Source organism: Streptomyces odontomachicola (genome assembly GCF_039605595.1).
Taxonomy (GTDB): Bacteria; Actinomycetota; Actinomycetes; order Streptomycetales; family Streptomycetaceae; genus Streptomyces.
Window position 1 is genome coordinate 194,181 of sequence record NZ_JBCFOK010000013.1, and the last position, 20,811, is coordinate 214,991.

Here is a 20,811-nt window from a genome sequence, read left to right on the forward strand (position 1 = left end):
CGCGCCCTTCCCCCACCGTACGGCGCATTAGTCTCGGGCCCATGAGCGACCACCAACGCAGCCACCAGGACGACGGCGCCCGCGCCGGCGGATTCGAGACCCTCGCGATCCACGCGGGCCAGACGGCCGACCCGGCCACCGGCGCCGTCGTACCCCCTATTCACCAGGTATCGACCTATAAGCAGGACGGCGTCGGCGGCCTGCGCAACGGATACGAGTACAGCCGCTCGGCGAATCCCACCCGCACCGCGCTGGAGGAGAACCTCGCCGCGCTGGAGGGCGGCCGCCGCGGCTTCGCCTTCGCCTCCGGCATGGCGGCCGAGGACTGCCTGCTGCGCACCCTCCTCACCCCGGGCGACCACGTCGTCATCCCCAACGACGCGTACGGCGGCACCTTCCGGCTCTTCGCCAAGGTCGCCGAGCGCTGGGGCATCGAGTGGTCCGTCGCGGACACCTCGGACGCCGCCGCCGTGCGCGCCGAGCTGCGCGAGCGCACCAAGGCGATCTGGGTGGAGACCCCCTCCAACCCGCTGCTCGGGATCACCGACATCGCGGCCGTCTCCGATGTCGCCCGCGGCGCGGGGGTACGCCTTGTCGTGGACAACACCTTCGCCAGCCCCTACCTGCAGCAGCCCCTCGCGCTGGGCGCCGACGTCGTGGTGCACTCCACCACCAAGTACATGGGCGGCCACTCCGACGTGGTCGGCGGCGCCCTGGTGGTGAAGGACGACGAGCTCGCCGAGCGCATCGGCTTCCACCAGAACGCGATGGGCGCGGTCGCCGGCCCCTTCGACTCCTGGCTGGTCCTGCGCGGCGCCAAGACCCTGGCCGTACGCATGGACCGGCACTGCGCCAACGCGGAGCGCATCATCGAGATGCTCACCGCGCACCCGCGCGTGACCCAGGTCTACTACCCGGGCCTGGAGTCGCACCCGGGCCACGAGACCGCTGCCAAGCAGATGCGCGGCTTCGGCGGGATGGTCTCCTTCCGCGTGGAGGGCGGCGAGGAGGCCGCGGTGAAGGTGTGCGAGCGGGCGCGCCTGTTCACCCTCGGTGAGTCCCTGGGCGGCGTGGAATCGCTGATCGAGCACCCCGGGCGCATGACGCACGCCTCGGCGGCCGGCTCCGCGCTGGAGGTGCCGGCCGACCTGGTGCGGCTGTCGGTCGGCCTGGAGTCCGCCGACGACCTGCTGGCCGACCTGCGCCAGGCCCTGGAGGGCTGACCTCGCGGGTCGCAGGCCCCGACTCCCGTGCCCAACTCCATTGCCGGGTACGGGGGTCGGGTACGGGGTCCAGGTGTGCGGTCCCGGCGTGGGCCTCGGGCCCCTCACCACCCCAACGGCGGCGTCGTGACCGCCGGCGGCTGCGCGAAGGGATCGGCCAGCGAGACCCACAGCACGAACACCGCGAACCCCACGAGCACCAGCGCCCACAGCGCGCCCCGCACCACCCGCCGCCGGTGCGCCAGCCGCGCCCCGCTGAGCAGCGCGCGCTCGGCGAGGTCGGCGGGGAGCGGCCGCCGCACGTCCGCGTCCAGCAGCCCGCGTACCTCGGTCTCCTTGCGGTCGGGCAGCCTCACAGCGCGCCCTCCAGCGGTTCGTGTGCGGCGGCCCCCGGCGCCGGGGGCGAGGACAGCAGCGTGGCCATCGCGCGCAGGCACAGCGCCCGCACGCGCTCCGGCGGCAGCCCGAGCTGCGCGGCGACCTGTTCCTCCGCGACGCCCTCGTACAGCCGCAGGACGATCACCAGCCGTTCGCGCGGCGGGAGTTCGCCGAGGAGGCCGCCGTGCGCGCGGCGGTAGCGCCAGGACGCGTGCGCGAAGCGGGCGGCGAGCTCGCCGCGTGTGTGCTCGTACGGATCGTCGCCGCGGGTGCCGCGCAGCCGGGGCCACTCCGCGTAACTGCGGGCCAGCGCGGCGATCAGCAGCCGCTCGGCCTCAGGGGCGCTGCCGGGGCGCTCGGCAGTCAGCAGGGTGGCCGCATGCAGCAGCCTGCCTGCCGCGCCCGCGACGAACGCCTCGAACTCCCGGGCGCGGCGGCGCTCCCCTCGTGCCCGCCGCTCTCGCACTGCGCGCCTCCCGTCGCTTCATGGGACGGCAGCCGCGCAGATCAAATCAAGAGGCGGGCTGCTCCTCGGGCCGCCGCTCCGGCGCGCGCTCGGCCGGGCCCTCGCCCTGCGGCTCGGGCTCGGCGCCCGCGGTGGGGTGGGTGCCGAGCAGCGCCGTGTTGAAGCGGGTGAGCAGCGAGCAGAAGGACTCCCGCTCCTCCTCGCTCCAGTCCTCGGTGAGCAGCTCCATCAGGTCGCGGCGCGAGGAGCGCACCTGCGCCAGCCGCGCGGAGCCGCGCGGCGAGAGCTGGAGCACGACGGCGCGGCCGTCCTCCGGGTGCGAAGTGCGCTTCACCAGGCCGGAGTCGACCAGCGGCGCGACCTGGCGGGTGACCGTCGAGGAGTCGATGCCCATGCCGGCCGCGAGCGCCTTGACGCCCATCGGGCCTTCCTGGTCGAGCCTGTTGAGCAGGAGGTAGGCGGCGCGGTCCATGGAGTTGCGCGCCTGTCCCACCCCGCCGAGGCGGGTCTGCTCGGCGCGCCGCGCGAAGACGGCGACCTGGTGCTGCATCGCGTCCAGCACGGCGGGGCCGACGACCTCGTCGCCGGGGGTGCCGGTGCTGCCGGGAGCGGAGCCGCCTGGAGTGCCGTGCGCGGCGTCGGCGCCGGGCGTGCCGTCGGCCCGGCTGTCCTGGGGGATGTCTTGCGTCATGTCCGTATGCGTGGGCATGGCCGAAGTGCTCGCTTCTTTGGCTTTGGGAAATTCCAAGATCACGTAAACAGATGGTTTAGCCGTGACGCACAGAGTACGCGGCCGCGCCCCTCCGCGTACCACCGCTGCACGAAGAGGTGGAGCCCGCCCGGGCGTGGGCCGCGTGCCCCCGCACGCCCTGCGAGACTGGCCGCATGGCCACCACCGTCTCCGTCGAGGACGTACGCACCGCACAGAAGACGCTCTCCGGCGTCGCGCGCTCGACCGCCATGGAGGGCAGCCGCCATCTGTCCTCGCTGGCAGGCGCCCCGGTCCACCTCAAGTGCGAGAACCTGCAGCGGACCGGCTCGTTCAAACTCCGCGGAGCCTACGTCCGGATCGCCGGGCTGGGCGCACGGGAGCGCGCACGGGGCGTGGTCGCGGCGAGCGCGGGCAACCACGCGCAGGGCGTCGCGCTGGCCGCCTCGCTGCTGGGCGTCGAGTCCACGGTCTTCATGCCGCAGGGCGCCCCGCTCCCGAAGGTCGCCGCCACCCGCGACTACGGCGCGCGCGTCGAGCTGCGCGGCACGGTGGTGGACGAGACGCTGCGCGCCGCGAAGGAGTACGCGGACCGTACGGGCGCCGTCTTCATCCACCCCTTCGACCACCCCGACGTGGTGGCGGGCCAGGGCACCATCGGCCTGGAGATCCTGGAGCAGTGCCCCGAGGTGCGCACCATCGTGGTCGGCATGGGCGGGGGCGGGCTCGCCGCCGGCATCGCGGTCGCGGTGAAGTCGCTGCGGCCCGACGTGCGGGTGGTCGGCGTGCAGGCGGGCGGCGCGGCCGCGTACCCGCCCTCGCTGGCCGCCGGGCACCCGGTGGCGCTGGACTCGGTGTCCACGATGGCCGACGGCATCAAGGTGGGCAGGCCGGGCGACGTGCCCTTCGAGATCGTCGGCGAGCTGGTCGACGAGGTCCGCACGGTGTCCGAAGACGCGCTCTCCCGGGCGCTGTTGCTCTGCCTGGAGCGCGCGAAGCTGGTCGTCGAGCCCGCGGGCGCGAGCCCTGTCGCCGCGCTGCTCGACAAGCCGGGGTCCATCGAGGGCCCGGTCGTCGCGGTGCTGTCCGGCGGCAATGTGGACCCGCTGGTGATGCAGCGCACCCTCCGGCACGGCATGGCGGCGGCCGGCCGCTATCTGTCGCTGCGGCTGCGGCTGAACGACCGCCCGGGCGCGCTGGCCGCGCTCCTCGGGGAGTTGTCAGTGGCGGACGCTAACGTCCTCGATGTGAGCCACGTACGAACCGATCCGCGGCTCGGGCTCGACGAGGCGGAGGTGGAGCTGCACTTGGAGACCAAGGGACCCGAGCACTGCGTGGAGGTCGCCTCCTCGCTGCGCGCCGCCGGATACACGGTGACGAGCTGAGCCCTCGGCCGACCGCGCGACGGGGAAGGCCGGGCGTCCGGGCGTAGGCGATCTCAGCCCCCTCGCGACTGTCGCGTTTCCCTTGATTTCCCTTGACGCGACATATCGCGTTCTCACATACTGCTGCGCATCGCCCGCACATGGGCCGTGCCACCTAGTGCCGGACATATCCGGCCAATCTAGACTCGATCACATCTCACCCCACACCCTGGGAGCCGATATGCCAGGTGCCATCTACGCCGAGGGTCTGGTGAAGACCTTCGGCGACGTCAGGGCACTGGACGGCGTCGATCTCGATGTCCCCGAGGGCACCGTGCTGGGCCTTCTCGGGCCGAACGGCGCGGGGAAGACCACCGCCGTGCGGGTGCTCACCACGCTGCTCCAGCCGGACTCGGGCAGGGCCGAAGTGGCCGGGCTCGACGTGCTCCAGCACCCAACGGAGGTGCGCCGCTCCATCGGCCTGTCCGGCCAATTCGCCGCCGTCGACGAGTATTTGACCGGCCGCGAGAATCTCCGGATGGTCGGGCAGCTCTATCAGATGTCCTCGCGCGACGCGAAGCGCAGGGCGGGCGAGCTGCTGGAGCGGTTCAATCTCGCGGACGCGGCCGACCGCACCGCCAAGACGTATTCGGGCGGCATGCGCCGGCGGCTCGACCTGGCCGCCGCGCTGGTCGTGAGCCCGCCCGTGATGTTCATGGACGAGCCCACCACCGGGCTCGACCCGCGCAACCGCCAGGCTCTGTGGGAGGTGATCGAGGAGCTGGTGTCGGGAGGCACCACGCTGCTGCTCACCACGCAGTATCTGGAGGAGGCCGACCGCCTCGCGCACGACATCGCGGTGGTCGACCACGGCAAGGTCATCGCGCGCGGCACCTCCGACCAGCTCAAGGCGCAGACCGGCGGCGAGCGCGTCGAGGTCGTCGCGCACCTCCCGGAGACCATCGAGCCGGCCCGCGAGATCCTCGACCGGCACAGCCTGAGCGGCCCCGGCCACGGCGAGGTCACCGTCGAGCGGCACACCCGCAGGCTGACCGTCCCGGTGACCGGCGGCGCCAAGCTCCTCGCCGAGGTCATCCGCGAGCTCGACGCGCAGGGCATCGAGATCGACGACATCGGCCTCCGCCGCCCCACCCTCGACGACGTGTTCATCTCGCTCACGGGCCACACGGCCGAGGCGGACGCAGGCAACGGCGAGAGCGGGGAGAGCGGCGCGTACGCGGAGGGCGCGGAGAGCGGGGCGAGCGTGAAGGACGCCCGGAGCGGCGGGAGCGGTGCACGCGGAGGAGGCACCGAAGACGGCCGCCGGGGCCACGGTTCCCGGCGGAAGCGGAAGGAGAGCGCCACATGACCGCCACCACGGCCGCGGCGGGCACAGGCCCCGCACCGGCGGCGCCCAGGGCGCGCGGCGGGATCCGCCAGTCCGTCTCCGACTCGCTGATCGTCGCCAAGCGGAATCTGATCAGGATGCTCCGCATCCCCGAGGTCGTGATCTTCGGCCTGATCCAGCCGATCATGTTCGTGGTGCTGTTCAGCTATGTCTTCGGCGGCTCCATGATGATCGGCGGCAGCACCTCCCCCGCCGCGTACAAGGAGTTCCTGATGGCGGGGATCTTCGCCCAGACCGTCACCTTCGCCACGGCGGGCGCGGGCGCGGGCATCGCCGAGGACATGCACAAGGGCCTCGTCGACCGCTTCCGCTCACTGCCGATGGCACGCGGCGCCGTGCTCACCGGGCGCACCCTCGCCGACCTCGTGCAGACCGCGCTGACCCTGGTGGTGCTCGCCGTGGTGGCGCTCCTGGTCGGCTGGCGCACCCATGAGAACGGCCTCAAAGTGCTCGGCGGCTTCGGCCTGTTGCTGCTCCTCGGTTACGCCTTCACCTGGATCGGCGCGCTGATCGGGCTCTCCGTGCGCACCCCCGAGGCGGCCACCTCGGGCGGGCTGGTGTGGCTGTTCCCCGTCACGTTCATCTCCAACGCCTTCGTGGACTCGGGGAACATGACGCCGTGGCTGCGGCACATCGCCGACTGGAATCCGTTCAGCGCCACGGTGCAGGCGTGCCGCGAGCTGTTCGGCAATCGCGGCGTCTCCCAGTCGACGGCCTGGCCGATGGAGCACCCCGTGCTGGCCTCGGTGATCTATTCGCTGATCATCATCGCGCTCTTCCGCACGCTGGCGGTGCGGAAGTACAAGTCGGCTGCGGTGTAGCCGCCTTCGGCGCCGGCGCCCCCGGCCCGGGAACGCTTGGGGCGCAAACGAAGGCCGGGCCCCACCAAAGGGGCCCGGCCTTCGCTGTGTGCTTCTGGGATGGCGGTGGGATCGGGACCGGCCTCAGCCCTGGTAGGGCTTGGCGTCCATGATCTTCACCATCGCCATCTTGCCGTTCGGAAGCTCGTACTCCGCCTCCGTGCCGACCTTCTTGCCGTTCACTCCCGTACCGAGCGGGGACTGCGGCGAGTACGTCTCGATGTCGGCGCTCGCGTACTCGCGCGAGGCGAGCAGGAAGGTCAGCGTGTCGTCCTCGTCACCGTCGAACGCGATGGTCACGACCATGCCGGGGGCCACCACGCCGGTGTCCGCCGGGGCCTCGCCGACCTTGGCCGTCTCCAGCAGCTGCTGGAGCTGCCGCACGCGCAGCTCCTGCTTACCCTGCTCCTCCTTGGCCGCGTGGTACCCGCCGTTCTCGCGGAGGTCACCCTCCTCGCGAGCCGCCTCGATCTTCTTGGAGATCTCGGTGCGTGCAGGACCCGACAGGTACTCCAGCTCGGCCTTGAGCTGGTCGTACGCCTCCTGGGTCAGCCAGGTGACGTTGTCGCTGGTCTGGGTCACAGGTGCTCCTCGTCGGTACTCGGGATATAAGTAACGCCCTGACCTCCAGGCTGCGCCTGGATGGGCGGGCGGAAACTACGAGCCTAACAATTCCGGGGGAAAAGGGAAGAAGGACGAGCGGAGAGTGGCTGGTCGGCGACGCGCAGCGAGCGACTGAGCGCCCCCGTACGGCAGTTGGAGCGACCGTACGCCGATCACCGTACGGGACCCGCGCGTTACGCAGGGTGCGTGCTGTCCGTGGGGCCGCCGGTCACTTCCGCAGACGCGGCAGGCCGGTCACTTCCCGCCGGTGCGGCTCACTTGCCGCTGGTGCAGCCGACCAGCTCGGTGCTGGTCGCCTTCGCCGTCGTACGCAGGTGCACGAGGGTGTCGATGCGCGTCTTGCCCTTGGGCACGTCCACGTTCTTGCGGCCGACCTCGGCGCCGCTCTCGGCCTGCGCCCGCAGCGTGCAGACGCCCTGCGCGCCCGCGTCCTTGCGGATCTCCAGGTGCGCGTCGACCCGCTTCGCCGACACCACGTCGAACTTGATCAGTTCGCCGCTGACGTCCTGCCCGGCGATGTACGAGACGCCGATCCAGGCGATCACCGCGGTCATCACCGCGCCCAGCACGGCGCCGACGATCTTGAGGCGGCGGTCGGTGCGCGCGTCCTCGGCCGAGCCGCCGGCCCGCGCACCGCGCCCGTAGCGCCCCTCGGGCACCTGGGGGCGTACGTCAGCAGCCATGGCCGGTCCTCTCGCGCGTGGCGTGGCCCCTGCGGGGCGGGGTGCGGCCCGCCCGGGGGCGGGGGTGCGGAGGCGGTACAGGAATACATCCGGGTACCGCTTCCGTCACTATAGAAGCCGCCCGTGTAGGCCACGCGTACCGGGGCGGACCATGCGCCGCGGCCGTGTCCCACCGACCGAACTGACGAGGACCGAGAGTTGACTGAGCAGCTGCGACTGATGGCCGTGCATGCGCATCCCGACGACGAGTCGAGCAAGGGCGCGGCGACCATGGCGAAGTACGTGTCGGAAGGAGTCGACGTACTGGTCGCCACCTGCACGGGAGGAGAGGCGGGCTCGATCCTCAACCCGAAGCTCCAGGGCGACCCCTACATCGAGGCAAACATCCACGAGGTCCGGCGCAAGGAGATGGACGAGGCCCGCGAGATCCTCGGGGTCAAGCAGTCCTGGCTGGGCTTCGTCGACTCCGGGCTGCCCGAGGGCGACCCGCTGCCGCCGCTGCCCGAGGGCTGCTTCGCGCTCCAGGACGTGGACGAGGCGGCGGGGCGACTGGTCCAGCTGATCCGCGAGTTCAGGCCGCAGGTGATCACCACCTACGACGAGAACGGCGGCTACCCGCACCCCGACCACATCATGACGTACAAGATCTCGGCGGTCGCCTTCGATCACGCGGCGGACACCGAGAAGTACCCGGAGGACGAGTTCGGGCCGGCCTGGACGCCGCAGAAGCTCTACTTCAACCAGGGCTTCAACCGCGCCCGCACCGAGGCGCTGCACAAGGCGCTCCTGGACCGCGGAATGGACTCCCCGTACGAGGAGTGGCTGGAGCGCTGGAAGACCTTCAAGCGGCCCGACCGGAACATCACCACCCACGTACCCTGCGGCGACTTCTTCGAGATCCGCGACAAGGCGCTGATCGCGCACGCGACGCAGATCGATCCGGACGGCGGCTGGTTCCGGGTGCCGCTGGACCTCCAGCGCGAGGTGTGGCCGACGGAGGAGTACGAGCTCGCGAAGTCGCTCGTGGACACCTCGCTCCCCGAGGACGACCTCTTCGCGGGCATCCGCGAGAATTGACGGCATGAGCGCGACGTACACGGTCTACTCGGCCACGTCCCAGCTCCTTCCGCTGGCTGCGAAGGACCTGGACGAGAACAAGGTGACGCCCGGCGTCCTCGGTTTCGTCGTCTTCGCGGCGCTGGGCCTCGCGGTCTGGATGCTGATGAAGTCGATGAACCGACGGATGCAGAAGGTCGACTTCGAGGAGGAGCCGGAGGAGACGGCGCCGGAGGAGACGGCGCCGGCTTCGGACCCGGGCCCGGCGGAGGGGTCGGCTGAGGGCTCGGCCGAGGGGTCGGCGGCCGAGCGGTCGGCCGGTGACGAGGCCGAGGCCACCGACGCCTCTTCGGGGGACAGTAAGCAGGACGGCGAGCAGGCACCGCCCTCGGCGGCGAAGAAGCCGTAGCGACCGACGCCGCTCTGCCCCGTACGGAAGGAGCCAGCCGATGCTGATCGGCCGCCACAGGAACAGCCTGCCCACGCCCGAGGAGGCGCTGAAGGGCCGCGCGGAGCCGGAGTTCACGCTGCCCGAGCGGCACACGGTCCTCGGCAACCCGCTGCAGGGCCCCTATCCGGAGGGCCTGGAAGTCGCCGACTTCGGCATGGGCTGCTTCTGGGGCGCCGAGCGGGTCTTCTGGCGGGCCGAGGGCGTGTGGACCACCCTGGTCGGCTACCAGGGTGGTTCCACCCCCAACCCGTCGTACGAGGAGACCTGTTCAGGGCTCACGGGGCACACCGAGGCCGTGCGCGTCGTCTTCGACCCGTCGAAGATCTCCTACGCGGAGCTGCTGCGCCTCTTCTGGGAGAACCACGACCCCACCCAGGGCTTCCGCCAGGGCAACGACGTGGGCACCCAGTACCGCTCCGCGATCTACACCCACTCCCCCGCCCAACAGGCCACGGCCGAGGCGTCCCGCGAGGCATACCAACAGCGCCTCACGGCCTCCGGCCACGGCACCATCACCACAGAACTCCTCCCCGCAGAAGACCGCCCCTTCTACCCGGCCGAGCCGTACCACCAGCAGTACCTCGACAAGAATCCGGCGGGGTATTGCGGGATCGGGGGGACGGGGGTGTCCTGCCCGGTGGGGATCGCGCCGGCCGGGGAGTGACTCCGGACGCTGTGTCCCGGCTGCGGCTGGGGCTGGACGCCGATGAGCTGGCGGCGGTCGAGGCACTCGACCGCCGCCAGTTCCCGTGCGGGTGGGGCTCAGCTACGAAGCCGTCTGCCTTCAGGTGTGGCGGCCCTTACTCGCAGGCATAGAGGACAAGCTGTCCGTGCCATACGCGACCGCTAACCGAGCAGTGACCGCAGGACGGCGCCGAACTCGCCCAACCCCGACGGCTCTTCGGCGAGGGGCCACCCAGCCGTAGCGCGCTCCCCGCCACCCCGAACAGCGAGGGCGCCCCAGCAGTTGCCCGTCTTCTTTTCACGCCCCACGGGCGGGGAGCTCTCCGTAAGATCTTCAAGTGCGTTGACTCGCGAAATGCTGACAGGGGGGATGGAACATGGGGGTACCTGGCACCAGCGGAGGCGAAGAAGGCGGAACCGACCTGCGCGCGTCGTCGACCGATCTGACAAAGCTCGCCGGCGACCTCGGCGACATGCAGGACCACCTCGACAGGCAGATCAAGCGCATGGACGAGCTCGTCGACCGCATCGAGGCCGGCTGGCGCGGCCCGGCAGCCACGGCGTACAGGAACTTTCACCGGGCTGCGGCCGAGGACGCCGTACGCATCCGAGAAGTGATGAAACGCCTGGCGCAGGCGGTGCGGATGAGTCGTGACGGCTTCAGCGTGAGCGACATGCACGTTCTTGAACAAATGCGCCGAGTTCACGTGGAGATCGACAGCGAAGTCGACAAGCTCTCCACGGCTTCCACCGACGCACCGAGTCGCCCACGCAGCAACCTTGACAAATTTTGACGCGTCCACGCCATGCAGCTTCGTCACCGAATTCCAGCAATGACAGGGGGATCATGTTGACTGGCACGACCGACGACCACATAGCCGTCTCCTTCGCGACGCTCCACGAGCTCGCCGGCGAACTGGAAGGCATCCTCAAGCACCTCAACCACAAGCTGGATGATCTGTATGACCGCGTCGAACCGGTCGTCCTGTCCTGGAAGGGCGAAGCGCGAGAGATGTTCGTCGACAAGCTCGACGAGTGGGACCGTTCTGCACAGGACTTGCAGGCAGCACAAAAGTGGCTGCACACCTACGTCACTACAGGTCACACCAACTACGCAGCAGCTCACAAAGCGACCCTGCGTGGTTGGGGAACCGCCTGATGTCCTCTCCGGCTGCCCCAGGGCAAGGGGCGATCGACGTGACACCGTCGGTCCTCTACCAAGTTTCATCGAACGTGGCAGGCCAACAGGAACCTCTCGACAAAGGAATCAAGGCATTCCTGGACGAGCTGGCCCGGTATCCGGACGGCGGCGGCAACGGGTCGGCCATGGAGGGCTTCACAAAGAAGTATGTGAAGGTCGCCAATCGGTTCCTCGACGTGTGGGCAAGGTCCGTGGTGAGCGTCGGTGGCGCCGCCGTCGGGTTCACCACCACGGCGAACAATTACGCCGCGGCCGACTCCGCCACGAACCCCTCACAGACAGGCCCTCCGACACATCGCCCTGCTCCACATGTGATCGAAACACCGCCCAAGTACGGTCCGGTCACCGACTTCAAGTGGGGGGACATCGACGCCGGCCAAGATCTCGTGCAGGAGGCCCTGGAAGGGCTGGAAGCCACGATCCTCGCCATCATGCGTCCCCTGTTGGAGCACGAGTGCCGCTGGGGTAATGCGGCAAAGACCCTCCCGCTGCCCAATCACCTGCGCCTGCAATCGATCTCCCAAGCATGGAGAATGCCGCAGACGACGCTCAGCACTGTGGACGGGATGCTGACAAATCTCGTCAACGGCATAACCGACCAGTCCAACCAGGAGTGGTACCAGGCGATGCGGCAGTTCTGCAGCACGCTGTGGGGAACTTCCGCCTGGGGAAAGAATCGAGAGGGGTACAACTGGGCGAATGACAACGCGCACAAGAGGGGGACCAGCCACCCTGTCTTTGCCGTCCTGTTCGACACCTGCGATGCCATGGTCGATGCCGTACACAACGTGGCCAAGGCGGCGGAAGACGTCCGCGACGATCTGAATCGGATCTATCGGGAAGCTGTTGAAGAGAGCATCCGACAGATCGACCCCCGAAACTTGGACGTGACGGACGCCAAGAGCCTGTTGAAGGGCCTGTGGCACATAGGAAAAGGTGTGGCAACGGATGTGTCCACCGGTATCGTCCTGAACATCGACGAAGGCGCCATGAACGACGCCGTCACCGCCTACAACAACCGGATCCACCGTCAAATTCGGCGCGTTGAGGAACTCATTCCAGCGTTGGATGAGGCGCACGCGAGCGCGCCGACCTTCAACGCAGAAACCGCACGGGCAGAGGCATTCGGCGCGCGAGCCTTGACGGACTTCAAGGGCGACCCGCTGTACACGGTGCCGGGAGACGATGAATCCCAACACCGGTTCCCCGTAGATCTCGCCAATCAGGAGGGCGTTTCAGGAGCACACGTCATAGACAAGCACGTAGGCAAGACAGACGAGCAACTGGAGCAGAGGCTTCGCGACCAAGCAAAGGTGCGTCCTGACGGTACGGTCGCCCCCATCGCCGCATCGACGTTCACGGATCTGAAGTCAGCCCAGCGTCACACTCAGGCCGTTCTGGACGATCCACGCAACCAGCAGAAGGTCGCCAACTGGTTGGCGGGAAACCCGGACCCGAGTCGGTCCACGCGAACAGTGGGTCTTTCTTTCAACGGCTCCGTTGGCAGAACCTACACACGGGGCGACTCTTCTGCTCACGACTCGCATATCGTGAATGTGACATTGCGACCCCGCCCTGGGGGCCACCCGCCGTATGTCGTCCTCACCTCCATGCCGAGCGACACGGCTCAACAGTGAGGCTGCTCTCCTCCACACGTACGACTTCCCGGGAAGGACGATGGATGGTCAATTCGACTTCATGGAGCACGGCTCTTCATGAGCTTCTCGGCGGGGCTTTCTCCTTCGCGGCTGCCGGCCCCCGAGAGCATGAGGACTGGCGTCGCGATGTGCACTCCGTCCTCGCGCTGAAGACTGCCGACCCACGGAACTGGAGCTCCCTCAACTGTTCGCCCCCGACATCACACGCGAGGTCGGAAGACAAACCCTTTGCCGACCTGCGCCTCGACGAGCTCGACTCGCTTCTCTACAGCGTGACGAGGCGATCTGCGACACAGCTACTCGTCGCCCTGCAAGGCATGCACTACCAGGCCGCCAATATTCCGGATTTCAAGAACCGCGAGGAGACGCTTTTCAGGAGCGCTGAAGAGGTCCTTGCTCGTTTCGAACCAGGCGCCACCTACTACACTAATGCCGGTGCGGCCCGGAACAACCCCGATGCGGACCTCCTAAACCCGGACACGGAATGGAACCGACTGTCCGACTTCACCACGGATTGCGGCCTGATCGTTGTTGCGAAATCGGAAGTAGGGGTCTTCTGGGCCTTCGACGAGGATTGAAAGAGACTCCCGTATGCGTACCCGTTCCGCCACTTACCCCGACCGCGAGACCGCCCAGTGGGCCACCCAGCAAGTCGTCACCGCCAATGAACAGATCATCCATCGCTGGCTGGCCCAGTCGACGCGCTCGCGCCTGACGATCGAGGCGTCCTGGCCATCCCGATCCGAGCCGGTCGGACGCGTACTTCTGCAGGCGATGATGTTGGCCGGGCACGGTCCGATCGAGGCGCACGCTGCCCGTGTCGTCCTCAAGCGGGACGCCTCTCGCCCCCAGGGTTTCGCCGTCCACGCCACCTTCCCCATCTATCTGTAGCGATCACAGAGGCTGACTATCGTGCCCCTGAGCCCCCTCGAACACGACCGCCGATACGGCGAGCTGGACCAGGTGCTTCGTTCCTACGCCGGGCAACCGGCCGACGACACCCCGGACGTGCCCAGCCAGGCACTGACCGCCTACCTGCGGCAGACCTGGCACAGTCGGCCCTGGGCTCTTGCCATCGCCGAGCGACAGCTGCGGGAGTACGCCGAGAATCCACCGGGGCGACTGCGGCTGCGGCTCGGGGAGTTGTACGCGGTCCCTGACATCGGCTTGGCCGCTGGCGAGATCCAGCAATGGCTCCGCTGCGTCGCCGACCACATCAAACACAGCGTGGAAGAGGGCGAGGTTCCGCCCCCGGCTGTTCCCGCCACGCGCTGGGAGTGGCATGCCTGTTTCCCCGAGCTGGGACAGTTCCTCGGAGGCTGGTTTTCGCAGGACATGCCGGATGAGTTCGATACGCACGCGTCAGCCGTCGACGACTACCGGGAATCGACCGACCCACAGCTCATCGCTCGCCTCATCGGGGAACTTCACCAGTTTCTGGCGCTCGATCTCGGCGAGTCCGACTACGCACTCGCTGCCGCCGAACTGGGCATGGAGGTCGACCCGCCCGAGCCGTACTCACCCAGCGGCTGGCTCGCTCTCGTCGCCGATCAACTCACCGCGGCTGCCGGGAAGTGACTCCGGACGTGGTGTCCCGGCTGCGGTCGGGGCTGAACGCCGATGAGCTGGCGGCGGTCGAGACACTCGACCGCCGTCGGCTAGAGCTCGAGCGTTCCCGGGTCCCGGCGAAGACCGCCGCGCACATCACGGAACCCCTCTACGGGGTCTTCGCCTGCCTGAAGATGTGGCAGCGCCTGGTCAGGGACATGGAGGAGGAGTGGTCACGCACCTCCTCGTACATGGTCTACGAGTACCTGAACGACCTGACGGTGCGGGACTCCATCGACGAGTACCTCGCCGCGATGCCGCCCTCCCTGCAGGAGAAGGTGGAACACATCGTCAGCGACCTGGACGGCCGCTACCAAGCGGTGACGGTTGAAGACGGCGGCGCCGAACTGGCCCTCTACCGAAGTCGCTTGGCCGGGGGCCGCGAAATCTGCTGGTGGTGGGCCCGCAAATCACGCGTCTTTCCGCCTGGGTGGTGAACCACCCGCAGCCCCCGTCAGATGACTGACCCCCATCCAGCCGCTGTTGCCTCGGACCTGGTCATCACGGGCAGCCGCCGCGCCCGATTTCGCGTGGGATGACGACCCGCTCTGGGGCCACCGCGGGAGGCGTCGTATGGCGAAGCAGGAAGCAGTGATCTTGACCAAGTCCGCTCCGGCCGTCTCTCTGCACAAGCAGGGCGTGACCTCCGGTCTGATCCGGGGCAATCTGAACTGGACCTCACCGCGTGCGCTCGCCGAACGCGACGTGCAGGAGGCTCGGGGGCCGCTCCGGCGGATGCGGGCCTCGGCGCGGGCGGCGACGGCCGGCGAGGCGGCTCTCGACCTCGGGTGCATGATCCGGCGCACCGACGGCACCAAGACCGTGGTCCAGGCTCTGGGGAACGCCTTCGGCGCGGAAGCTTCCCCTACGTCGCACTGGACGCGGACGACCGGACCGGCGCGCGGGCGGCGGGAGAGAACCTGGTGATCAACCTGGACCACCAGGAGGAGTTCGCCAAGCTGCTGATGAGTGCCCGCCCCATGCGCACGCCTGCGCCATCGCCCTGATCAGGCGGCAGAAGGGCGAACTCCTCGTGGAGCGCGAGGTCAGGTGGTTCACGCCGCAGGACGGGCCCGGGGTTCAGGATGTGATCTCCCGGGCGTATCGGCTCGGGATGAAGTGGACTCCCGGCTCGAAATAACTCGCCGCGCCTCTCGCCCGGTCACACCCAGGAGAATTCTTTCTTCATGTCGGGAACGCCGCCCCCCGAGCGCATTTCAGGGAACGGATGCGGCGGCGGGCCGAACTCAAGCCCGCGGGTGCTGCTCACCGTACGACTGGGGCACGGTTTCCGGAATGTGCGGTACCTGACGGAAAGTGTCGGCGGAGCGGCATGGCGACGGGGCGGAACCGCCGGGATCAGTGGTGCGGCCGTCACGTTGGAAGAAATGTGTGCCGATTCGTTTTCCCCGCACGTGACCCAGAAGTGACAACTTCGGACAGTACGGGGCTCAAAGGAAATGCGATTGGGGTGAGGCCCCGTCGTTGTGGTGAACTGTGGCCGGTCTCGGGGGAGTTCGTGTGCCGTGTTGCCCCGGGGCGGCAAGTGACGTAACGACAGAACGGTGACGGGGCATGAACGGAACGGCTGGGAAGCAGCGGAACATCGTGCTGGTCTGGCTGGTATGGCCGCTGATCACGCTCGGCATCTACCACCTGGTCTGGTACTACAAGATCAACCGTGAGGCCAGGGACTTCGACAGCCGCATCGAGGCCAGCCCGGGCGTCTCGGTCATCGCCATCACGCTGGGCGGCTTCATCCTGGTACCGCCCTTCGTCTCGGTGTGGAAGACCGCGGGCCGCATCGCGCAGATGCAGCGCGGCGCCGGGCTCCAGCCCTCCTGCAGCTCGGGCGTGGCCTTCATCCTGATGTTCGTGGCGGGCCTGCACTCGCTGTACCTCCAGCACGAGCTGAACCGGGTGTGGGAGCAGTACCAGAACCCGGCCGAGGGCACCCAGGTCCCGCTGGCCGCCTGAGGCAGCGAAAACAGGAACACAGCGGGCGCCGCAGACCACGCGCCCAGGGCCGCGCCTCGGCCCCCGTACAGACGCATAGAGATTTCCGCAGGTCATGCCATTCCGGCATGACCTGCGGTGCTATGGGGACCCGGGAGGAGACGCACGGACCGCGAGGGTCCTGACAGGGCCCGGAAGGAGGCGGCGGACATGCGGATCGCGTTTCTGGTGGCGCCCGCGGGGGCCGAGCAGATCGAACTGACCGAGCCGTGGCAGGCGGTCACCGAGGCTGGCGGGATGCCGCAGCTCGTGTCGACGGTCCCGGGGCGGGTGCAGGCCTTCCACCACCTCGACAAGGGCGACAGCTTCGACGTCGACGAGACCGTGGACGAGGCGACGGTGGAGGAGTACGACGGGCTGGTGCTGCCAGGCGGGGTGGCCAACCCGGACGCGCTGCGCACCGACGACGGCGCGGTAGCCCTGGTCAAGGGCTTCTTCGACGCGGGCAAGCCGGTGGCGGCCATCTGCCACGCGCCCTGGGTGCTGGTGGAGGCCGACGTCGTACGGGGGCGCACGCTCACCTCGTACCCGAGCCTGCGCACGGACCTCGTGAACGCGGGCGGCAACTGGGTCGACGAGCAGGTCGTCGTCTGCACGGGCGGCCCGAACACGCTGATCACCAGCCGCCGCCCGGACGATCTGAAGGCGTTCAACGGCGCGCTGCTGACCGAGTTCGGCGCCTGAGCGAGCACGACAGCTTCACCCGCGCACGGAAGCCTCACCGCACGCAAAAGGGCGGGGTACGGAATCCCGTACCCCGCCCCGCGCGCATCAGGGAGCTCGGGCTCAGATCGCCGAGCCCGCCTTCCACTGCTGCCAGTCCATGTTCCAGCCGTTCAGGCCGTTGTTGGGCTGGACGGTCTTGTCGGGCGAGCCCTCGACGTCGACGATGTCGCCGACCAGCGAGTTCTCGTAGAACCAGCCGCCGTCGGTGGACGTCGAGCCGGCGCCGCGGTCGTCCTTCAGGCCCACGCAGCCGTGGCTGGTGTTGCCCGAGCCGAAGGGCGCGCCCCAGTAGTTGCCGTGGATGAAGGTGCCCGAGGTGGACAGCCGCATCGCGTGCGGGACGTCCGGGATGTCGTAGCCCTCACCCTTGCGCCCGAAGCCCACGGTCTGGCCGTCCATGCGGGTCTCCTTGTGCTTCTCGGAGATCACCATCTTGCCGTTGTACGTGGGGTTCTTGGCGCTGCCCGCGGAGATCGGGATGGTCTTGAGCGTCTTGCCGTCCCGCTCCACGGTCATCTTCGAGTTCTTCACGTCGACCTTGCTGATCTGCTTGCGGCCGATGTTGAAGGTGACCTTCTTGTCCTGGACGCCGGTGAGGTTCTTGCCGCCCTTCACCCCGTCCAGCTTGAGGTCGAGAGTGACCTTGGAGCCCGGCTTCCAGTAGTCCTTCGGCCGGAAGTCGAGGCGCTGGCCGTCGAACCAGTGGCCCACGACCTCCTGGCCGCTGGTCGAGCTGACCTTGATCGCCTGCTGGACGGCCTTCTTGTCCTCGATCGCCTTGTCGAAGGTGATCGACACCGGCATGCCCACGCCGACGGTCTGGCCGTCCTCCCCCGCGTACGTGCCGATGAAGCTGTTGGACGGGGAGACGGTGGTGAACGTGGAGTTCTCCACCGCCTTGCGGCCCTCGCCGTCCTTGGCGGTGGCCGTGATCTTGTACTGGGTGGCGCGCTCGAGCTGCTCCTTGGGCTTCCAGCTCTTGCCGTCGCCTGCGAGCTCGCCCTCCACCTTGTCGCCGCCCTTGGCGGTCTCCATGGTGACGCCGGTGAGCTTGCCCTTGCTGACGGTGACCTGGCCACCGTTGTTGATGCTGGCGCCGTCGGAGCCGTCCTTGGAGGCGATCTTTATTCGGGCCTCCGACTCCTTCTTGCCGCCCATCTCCGACTTCGACGAGTCGCTCCCGCCGCCGCCACAGGCGCTCAGCGTCAGGACACCGCCGAGCAGAACTGCGGTCGCCGCCATGGTCCTGCGGTGCCTACCCGGCGTCGTCACTGGCTTCTCCATTGGTTACCGATCCCCACATCTCCCCGATTTGCTACGTCCGCCCCCTACCGGTGGATACCGGACATGCGTAGCCCAGCTCTACGGAAGAGAACGTAAAGCGGGGCATGACCGGTTCCACCCTCCGTAAAACTGTGGGCTAGAACACCGAGTCCGTCCATGAGCGCTGCGTAGGCAGAAGACGGCTCGGTGTAGTGCGCGCACGGGCGGCGCGAAACCGCCCAGCCCGCCCCCGACGCGCTCTCCGGGACGCCCCGGCGCACCCCGGGGACAGTGCCCCGTAAAGCTCCGGCAACACCTCCGTAAGCACCTCCTCGAACCGTCCTCCCGGGCCGCCCGAGCACCCCCTCGCCGACCTGCCCCGCAGCCCTCCGCCGGGCCGGTGACCTGCGCGGGGGCGCAGCTTCCGTTGCGGGCTCGTCAGTCAGTAACATCGGTGGCCACGCCGCCAGTTCACCGTACGTTCGCGAGAACAACCCACTCGGAAGGGGCACTTCGTGGCCGCAGCCGCGCAGTCAGCCATGTCCGCACACCGACGAGCTCTGGCAACGGCCGCCGCTGCGGGGTCGGTGCTGCTCGCGCTCTGTTTCGTGCCCTCGGCGAAGGCCACGCCGGAGACGGGCGGCGCGCGGACGAACGGCGCGGGCACGGTGACGATGGAACACGGCGCGCACCACCCCGGCGCGAGCCCCGCGAGCGCCACCTCCGCGGCGCCGGCGGACCCCGGGACCGGCAGGGCGGGCCTCGCGGAGACCGGGGGCTTCGACTCCGCCCCGTACGTGGTCGGCGGGCTGGGCTTCCTCGGCGCCGGCGGCGTCCTGGTGGCGCGGTCGCTGCGCTCCGCGTGACACCCCGCGCGGCACCTCGTACGTGACGCAACACACATCCCCGTACCCCCTCAGCAGTCGCTACGCCTCGTAACCCCGAAGCGCCCGCCGCGCACGGAGCGTGAGCATCTCGCGGGGCGCATCCGGGCGCGCGCTCCTAGCCTGGGCTGATGGCAGAGGACGCGCGGCTGCGGGCCGTTGTCACGCTGGCGCAGGCGATGGCCGCTGCGCAGAGCGGCGGGGCGCAGGGGCCGCCGCCCGCGCCGCCGCACCGCGAGACCGCGCCGCTCGCGCACCGGGCTGTGGCGCACGCCGCGGCGCAGGGGGCGCGCGAGGCGCTGGACGCCTCCTTCGCGGCCGTCTCGGTGTGGGAGCGGGCCCGGGGGCGGCTGCGCGTGCTGGTGAACGTGGGCGAGCTGGTCGGCGACGAGGCGGAGTTCCCCGAGGACGAGTCGTACCCGGTGCACGACTTCCCGGAGATCACCGAGTTCCTGCACGAGCGCTGGGCCGGGGGCGGCGACGAGCCCCGCGCGTGGGTGGAGGTCAGGGGCGAGGAGGAGGAAGGCGGCGGCGCGCCCGGCTCGTACTGCCATCAGCGGGTGGCCGCGCTGCGGCGGCGCGGGCGCGGCTCCTGCGTGGTCGCGCCGATCGTGCTGCACGGGCGGGCCTGGGGCGAGCTGTACGCGGCGCGCGGCGCGGGCGAGCCGGTGTTCGGGCGCGCTGACGCGGACTTCGCGACCGTGCTGGCGTCGATCATCGCGGCGGGCATCGCGCAGGACGAGCGGCTGGCCGAGGTGCGCAGACTCGCCTTCACCGACCCGCTGACCGGGCTCGCGAACCGCCGCGCCGTCGACATGCGCCTGGACGAGGCGCTGGAGCCGCGGCGTACGGAGACCGGCGAGGAGCCCGAGGAGGCGACCCCTGTCGTGAGCCTCGCCGTGTGTGACGTGAATGGACTCAAGCGGGTCAATGACGAGCACGGGCACGAGGCCGGCGACCGGCTGCTGGAACGCTTCGCCGCGCTGCTCTCGCTGTGCGGGGCGCGGCTGCCGGGCGCGCTGGCTGCGCGGCTGGGCGGGGACGAGTTCTGCCTGCTCGCGGTGGGCCCGCCGGCCGACGAGGTGGTGCGGGTCGCGGGCGAACTGTGCCGCAGGGCGGCCGAGTTGGACCTCGGCGACGGCGTGGCCTGCGGCATCGCCTCGACCGGCGATCCGATCGGGCCCGAGGTCTCGGCGCGGCGGCTGTTCCGGCTCGCGGACGCGGCGCAGTACCGCGCGAAGGCGTCACGCGCCGCGCTGCCGGTCGTCGCGGGCCGGGACGGCGGCACGGACGATCTCGTGGTGCGGCTCGCCGACGCGGCGGCCGGCACGGAGCGAGGCGAGGGCGACGACCGGCGGCGCTTCCGGGGGCGGCACTGAGATCCCGTACGGGGTCCCGCACCCGAACCCGTACGGGGCCCGCCCTGGAGCCCGTCCCGGAACCCGTACGGGAATCCGCGCCGGAACCCGTACGGGGCGGGGCTCGGGGAGTGCGTGCGGAGTGGCGTTCCACACCCTGATCGTGACAGGCAGAGTTTCAGTATCTAGGG

25 protein-coding genes are annotated in these 20,811 nt (G+C 69.5%); 19 read left to right on the forward strand and 6 right to left on the reverse strand.

The features are described 5' to 3' along the window. The first annotated feature begins 41 nt into the window (after positions 1–41). On the forward strand, positions 42–1,223 hold the full coding sequence (locus ABEE00_RS23805; protein ID WP_345747665.1) for a cystathionine gamma-synthase: 1,182 nt from the start codon (positions 42–44) through the stop codon (positions 1,221–1,223). A gap of 104 nt (positions 1,224–1,327) precedes the next feature. On the opposite strand, the gene ABEE00_RS23810 is transcribed toward ABEE00_RS23805, so the two are convergent. The 3 genes from ABEE00_RS23810 to ABEE00_RS23820 are packed head-to-tail and all read right to left on the reverse strand — an operon-like array spanning position 1,328 to position 2,758. Continuing rightward, complete coding sequence (locus tag ABEE00_RS23810; protein ID WP_345747666.1) at positions 1,328–1,579, reverse strand: hypothetical protein; 252 nt, start codon at positions 1,577–1,579, stop codon at positions 1,328–1,330. Next, positions 1,576–2,067 (reverse strand): sigma factor-like helix-turn-helix DNA-binding protein, encoded by a 492-nt coding sequence (locus ABEE00_RS23815; protein ID WP_345747667.1) that lies wholly within the window; start codon positions 2,065–2,067, stop codon positions 1,576–1,578. Before ABEE00_RS23815 ends, ABEE00_RS23810 begins: the two co-directional genes overlap by 4 nt. Before the next feature lie 46 nt (positions 2,068–2,113). Continuing rightward, complete coding sequence (locus tag ABEE00_RS23820; RefSeq protein ID WP_451918655.1) at positions 2,114–2,758, reverse strand: MarR family winged helix-turn-helix transcriptional regulator; 645 nt, start codon at positions 2,756–2,758, stop codon at positions 2,114–2,116. 194 nt (positions 2,759–2,952) lie between these two features. Here ABEE00_RS23820 and ilvA point away from each other — a divergent pair, with 194 nt between their 5' ends. From ilvA to ABEE00_RS23835, 3 genes are all read left to right on the forward strand, one after another. Next, positions 2,953–4,161 (forward strand): threonine ammonia-lyase, encoded by a 1,209-nt coding sequence (gene ilvA, locus ABEE00_RS23825; RefSeq protein WP_345747668.1) that lies wholly within the window; start codon positions 2,953–2,955, stop codon positions 4,159–4,161. 220 nt (positions 4,162–4,381) lie between these two features. Then, a complete protein-coding gene (locus ABEE00_RS23830; protein ID WP_345747669.1) occupies positions 4,382–5,509 on the forward strand; it encodes an ATP-binding cassette domain-containing protein in 1,128 nt (375 codons plus the stop codon). Continuing rightward, positions 5,506–6,369, forward strand: a complete 864-nt coding sequence (locus tag ABEE00_RS23835) for an ABC transporter permease (protein WP_345747670.1) — start codon at positions 5,506–5,508, stop codon at positions 6,367–6,369. Before ABEE00_RS23830 ends, ABEE00_RS23835 begins: the two co-directional genes overlap by 4 nt. A gap of 123 nt (positions 6,370–6,492) precedes the next feature. Here the strand turns inward: ABEE00_RS23835 and greA are convergent, their stop codons facing one another. Continuing rightward, entirely contained in the window at positions 6,493–6,990 is a 498-nt protein-coding gene (greA, locus tag ABEE00_RS23840; RefSeq protein ID WP_345747671.1) for a transcription elongation factor GreA, read from the reverse strand. A gap of 296 nt (positions 6,991–7,286) precedes the next feature. Next, positions 7,287–7,715: a DUF4307 domain-containing protein gene (locus ABEE00_RS23845; RefSeq protein WP_345747672.1), complete on the reverse strand. Its 429-nt coding sequence runs from the start codon at positions 7,713–7,715 to the stop codon at positions 7,287–7,289. 198 nt (positions 7,716–7,913) lie between these two features. Between ABEE00_RS23845 and mca the strand changes: the two genes are divergently transcribed. The 13 genes from mca to ABEE00_RS23910 all read left to right on the forward strand — a co-directional run bounded on the left by mca (position 7,914) and on the right by ABEE00_RS23910 (position 17,073). Further along, entirely contained in the window at positions 7,914–8,792 is an 879-nt protein-coding gene (gene mca / locus ABEE00_RS23850; RefSeq protein ID WP_345747673.1) for a mycothiol conjugate amidase Mca, read from the forward strand. Between the two features lie 4 nt (positions 8,793–8,796). After that, positions 8,797–9,180, forward strand: coding sequence for a hypothetical protein (locus tag ABEE00_RS23855; RefSeq protein WP_345747674.1), 384 nt, complete (start codon positions 8,797–8,799; stop codon positions 9,178–9,180). A gap of 40 nt (positions 9,181–9,220) precedes the next feature. Beyond that, complete coding sequence (gene msrA, locus ABEE00_RS23860; protein WP_345747675.1) at positions 9,221–9,886, forward strand: peptide-methionine (S)-S-oxide reductase MsrA; 666 nt, start codon at positions 9,221–9,223, stop codon at positions 9,884–9,886. A gap of 397 nt (positions 9,887–10,283) precedes the next feature. Then, positions 10,284–10,700: a WXG100 family type VII secretion target gene (locus ABEE00_RS23865; protein ID WP_345747676.1), complete on the forward strand. Its 417-nt coding sequence runs from the start codon at positions 10,284–10,286 to the stop codon at positions 10,698–10,700. 53 nt (positions 10,701–10,753) lie between these two features. Continuing rightward, positions 10,754–11,065, forward strand: a complete 312-nt coding sequence (locus tag ABEE00_RS23870) for a WXG100 family type VII secretion target (RefSeq protein WP_345747677.1) — start codon at positions 10,754–10,756, stop codon at positions 11,063–11,065. 38 nt (positions 11,066–11,103) lie between these two features. Further along, on the forward strand, positions 11,104–12,744 hold the full coding sequence (locus ABEE00_RS23875; protein ID WP_345747678.1) for an RNase A-like domain-containing protein: 1,641 nt from the start codon (positions 11,104–11,106) through the stop codon (positions 12,742–12,744). Between the two features lie 44 nt (positions 12,745–12,788). Beyond that, positions 12,789–13,343, forward strand: a complete 555-nt coding sequence (locus tag ABEE00_RS23880) for a hypothetical protein (protein WP_345747679.1) — start codon at positions 12,789–12,791, stop codon at positions 13,341–13,343. Positions 13,344–13,356: 13 nt separating this feature from the next. Next, positions 13,357–13,656, forward strand: a complete 300-nt coding sequence (locus ABEE00_RS23885) for an RNase A-like domain-containing protein (protein WP_345747680.1) — start codon at positions 13,357–13,359, stop codon at positions 13,654–13,656. Between the two features lie 21 nt (positions 13,657–13,677). After that, positions 13,678–14,343: a contact-dependent growth inhibition system immunity protein gene (locus ABEE00_RS23890; protein WP_345747681.1), complete on the forward strand. Its 666-nt coding sequence runs from the start codon at positions 13,678–13,680 to the stop codon at positions 14,341–14,343. Then, on the forward strand, positions 14,340–14,810 hold the full coding sequence (locus tag ABEE00_RS23895; RefSeq protein ID WP_345747682.1) for a hypothetical protein: 471 nt from the start codon (positions 14,340–14,342) through the stop codon (positions 14,808–14,810). The genes ABEE00_RS23890 and ABEE00_RS23895 overlap by 4 nt, the downstream gene beginning before the upstream one ends. A 136-nt stretch (positions 14,811–14,946) precedes the next feature. Further along, on the forward strand, positions 14,947–15,300 hold the full coding sequence (locus ABEE00_RS23900) for a hypothetical protein (RefSeq protein ID WP_345747683.1): 354 nt from the start codon (positions 14,947–14,949) through the stop codon (positions 15,298–15,300). Between the two features lie 648 nt (positions 15,301–15,948). Next, a complete protein-coding gene (locus ABEE00_RS23905; RefSeq protein WP_345747684.1) occupies positions 15,949–16,350 on the forward strand; it encodes a DUF4234 domain-containing protein in 402 nt (133 codons plus the stop codon). 189 nt (positions 16,351–16,539) lie between these two features. After that, positions 16,540–17,073 (forward strand): type 1 glutamine amidotransferase domain-containing protein, encoded by a 534-nt coding sequence (locus ABEE00_RS23910; protein ID WP_345747685.1) that lies wholly within the window; start codon positions 16,540–16,542, stop codon positions 17,071–17,073. Between the two features lie 102 nt (positions 17,074–17,175). Here the strand turns inward: ABEE00_RS23910 and ABEE00_RS23915 are convergent, their stop codons facing one another. Further along, entirely contained in the window at positions 17,176–18,399 is a 1,224-nt protein-coding gene (locus ABEE00_RS23915) for a L,D-transpeptidase (protein WP_345747686.1), read from the reverse strand. A gap of 494 nt (positions 18,400–18,893) precedes the next feature. On the opposite strand from ABEE00_RS23915, the gene ABEE00_RS23920 reads away from it, so the two are divergent. Together ABEE00_RS23920 and ABEE00_RS23925 are read left to right on the forward strand one after the other, a co-directional pair. Then, positions 18,894–19,244: a hypothetical protein gene (locus ABEE00_RS23920; protein WP_345747687.1), complete on the forward strand. Its 351-nt coding sequence runs from the start codon at positions 18,894–18,896 to the stop codon at positions 19,242–19,244. Between the two features lie 149 nt (positions 19,245–19,393). Beyond that, positions 19,394–20,641 (forward strand): GGDEF domain-containing protein, encoded by a 1,248-nt coding sequence (locus ABEE00_RS23925; RefSeq protein ID WP_345747688.1) that lies wholly within the window; start codon positions 19,394–19,396, stop codon positions 20,639–20,641. Positions 20,642–20,811 lie beyond the last annotated feature (170 nt).

What these genes read in the sequence shown, in the direction of transcription:
- ABEE00_RS23835 (WP_345747670.1), top strand. Translation starts at nt 5,506, where the DNA reads ATGACCGCCACCACGGCCGCGGCGGGCACAGGCCCCGCACCGGCGGCG.
- ilvA (WP_345747668.1), top strand. Translation starts at nt 2,953, where the DNA reads ATGGCCACCACCGTCTCCGTCGAGGACGTACGCACCGCACAGAAGACG.
- ABEE00_RS23855 (WP_345747674.1), top strand. Translation starts at nt 8,797, where the DNA reads ATGAGCGCGACGTACACGGTCTACTCGGCCACGTCCCAGCTCCTTCCG.
- ABEE00_RS23805 (WP_345747665.1), top strand. Translation starts at nt 42, where the DNA reads ATGAGCGACCACCAACGCAGCCACCAGGACGACGGCGCCCGCGCCGGC.
- ABEE00_RS23900 (WP_345747683.1), top strand. Translation starts at nt 14,947, where the DNA reads ATGGCGAAGCAGGAAGCAGTGATCTTGACCAAGTCCGCTCCGGCCGTC.
- ABEE00_RS23870 (WP_345747677.1), top strand. Translation starts at nt 10,754, where the DNA reads ATGTTGACTGGCACGACCGACGACCACATAGCCGTCTCCTTCGCGACG.
- ABEE00_RS23820 (WP_451918655.1), bottom strand. Translation starts at nt 2,758, where the DNA reads ATGACGCAAGACATCCCCCAGGACAGCCGGGCCGACGGCACGCCCGGC.
- ABEE00_RS23830 (WP_345747669.1), top strand. Translation starts at nt 4,382, where the DNA reads ATGCCAGGTGCCATCTACGCCGAGGGTCTGGTGAAGACCTTCGGCGAC.
- ABEE00_RS23880 (WP_345747679.1), top strand. Translation starts at nt 12,789, where the DNA reads ATGGTCAATTCGACTTCATGGAGCACGGCTCTTCATGAGCTTCTCGGC.
- ABEE00_RS23925 (WP_345747688.1), top strand. Translation starts at nt 19,394, where the DNA reads ATGGCAGAGGACGCGCGGCTGCGGGCCGTTGTCACGCTGGCGCAGGCG.
- ABEE00_RS23910 (WP_345747685.1), top strand. Translation starts at nt 16,540, where the DNA reads ATGCGGATCGCGTTTCTGGTGGCGCCCGCGGGGGCCGAGCAGATCGAA.
- ABEE00_RS23915 (WP_345747686.1), bottom strand. Translation starts at nt 18,399, where the DNA reads ATGGAGAAGCCAGTGACGACGCCGGGTAGGCACCGCAGGACCATGGCG.
- ABEE00_RS23845 (WP_345747672.1), bottom strand. Translation starts at nt 7,715, where the DNA reads ATGGCTGCTGACGTACGCCCCCAGGTGCCCGAGGGGCGCTACGGGCGC.
- ABEE00_RS23905 (WP_345747684.1), top strand. Translation starts at nt 15,949, where the DNA reads ATGAACGGAACGGCTGGGAAGCAGCGGAACATCGTGCTGGTCTGGCTG.
- ABEE00_RS23885 (WP_345747680.1), top strand. Translation starts at nt 13,357, where the DNA reads ATGCGTACCCGTTCCGCCACTTACCCCGACCGCGAGACCGCCCAGTGG.
- ABEE00_RS23865 (WP_345747676.1), top strand. Translation starts at nt 10,284, where the DNA reads ATGGGGGTACCTGGCACCAGCGGAGGCGAAGAAGGCGGAACCGACCTG.
- msrA (WP_345747675.1), top strand. Translation starts at nt 9,221, where the DNA reads ATGCTGATCGGCCGCCACAGGAACAGCCTGCCCACGCCCGAGGAGGCG.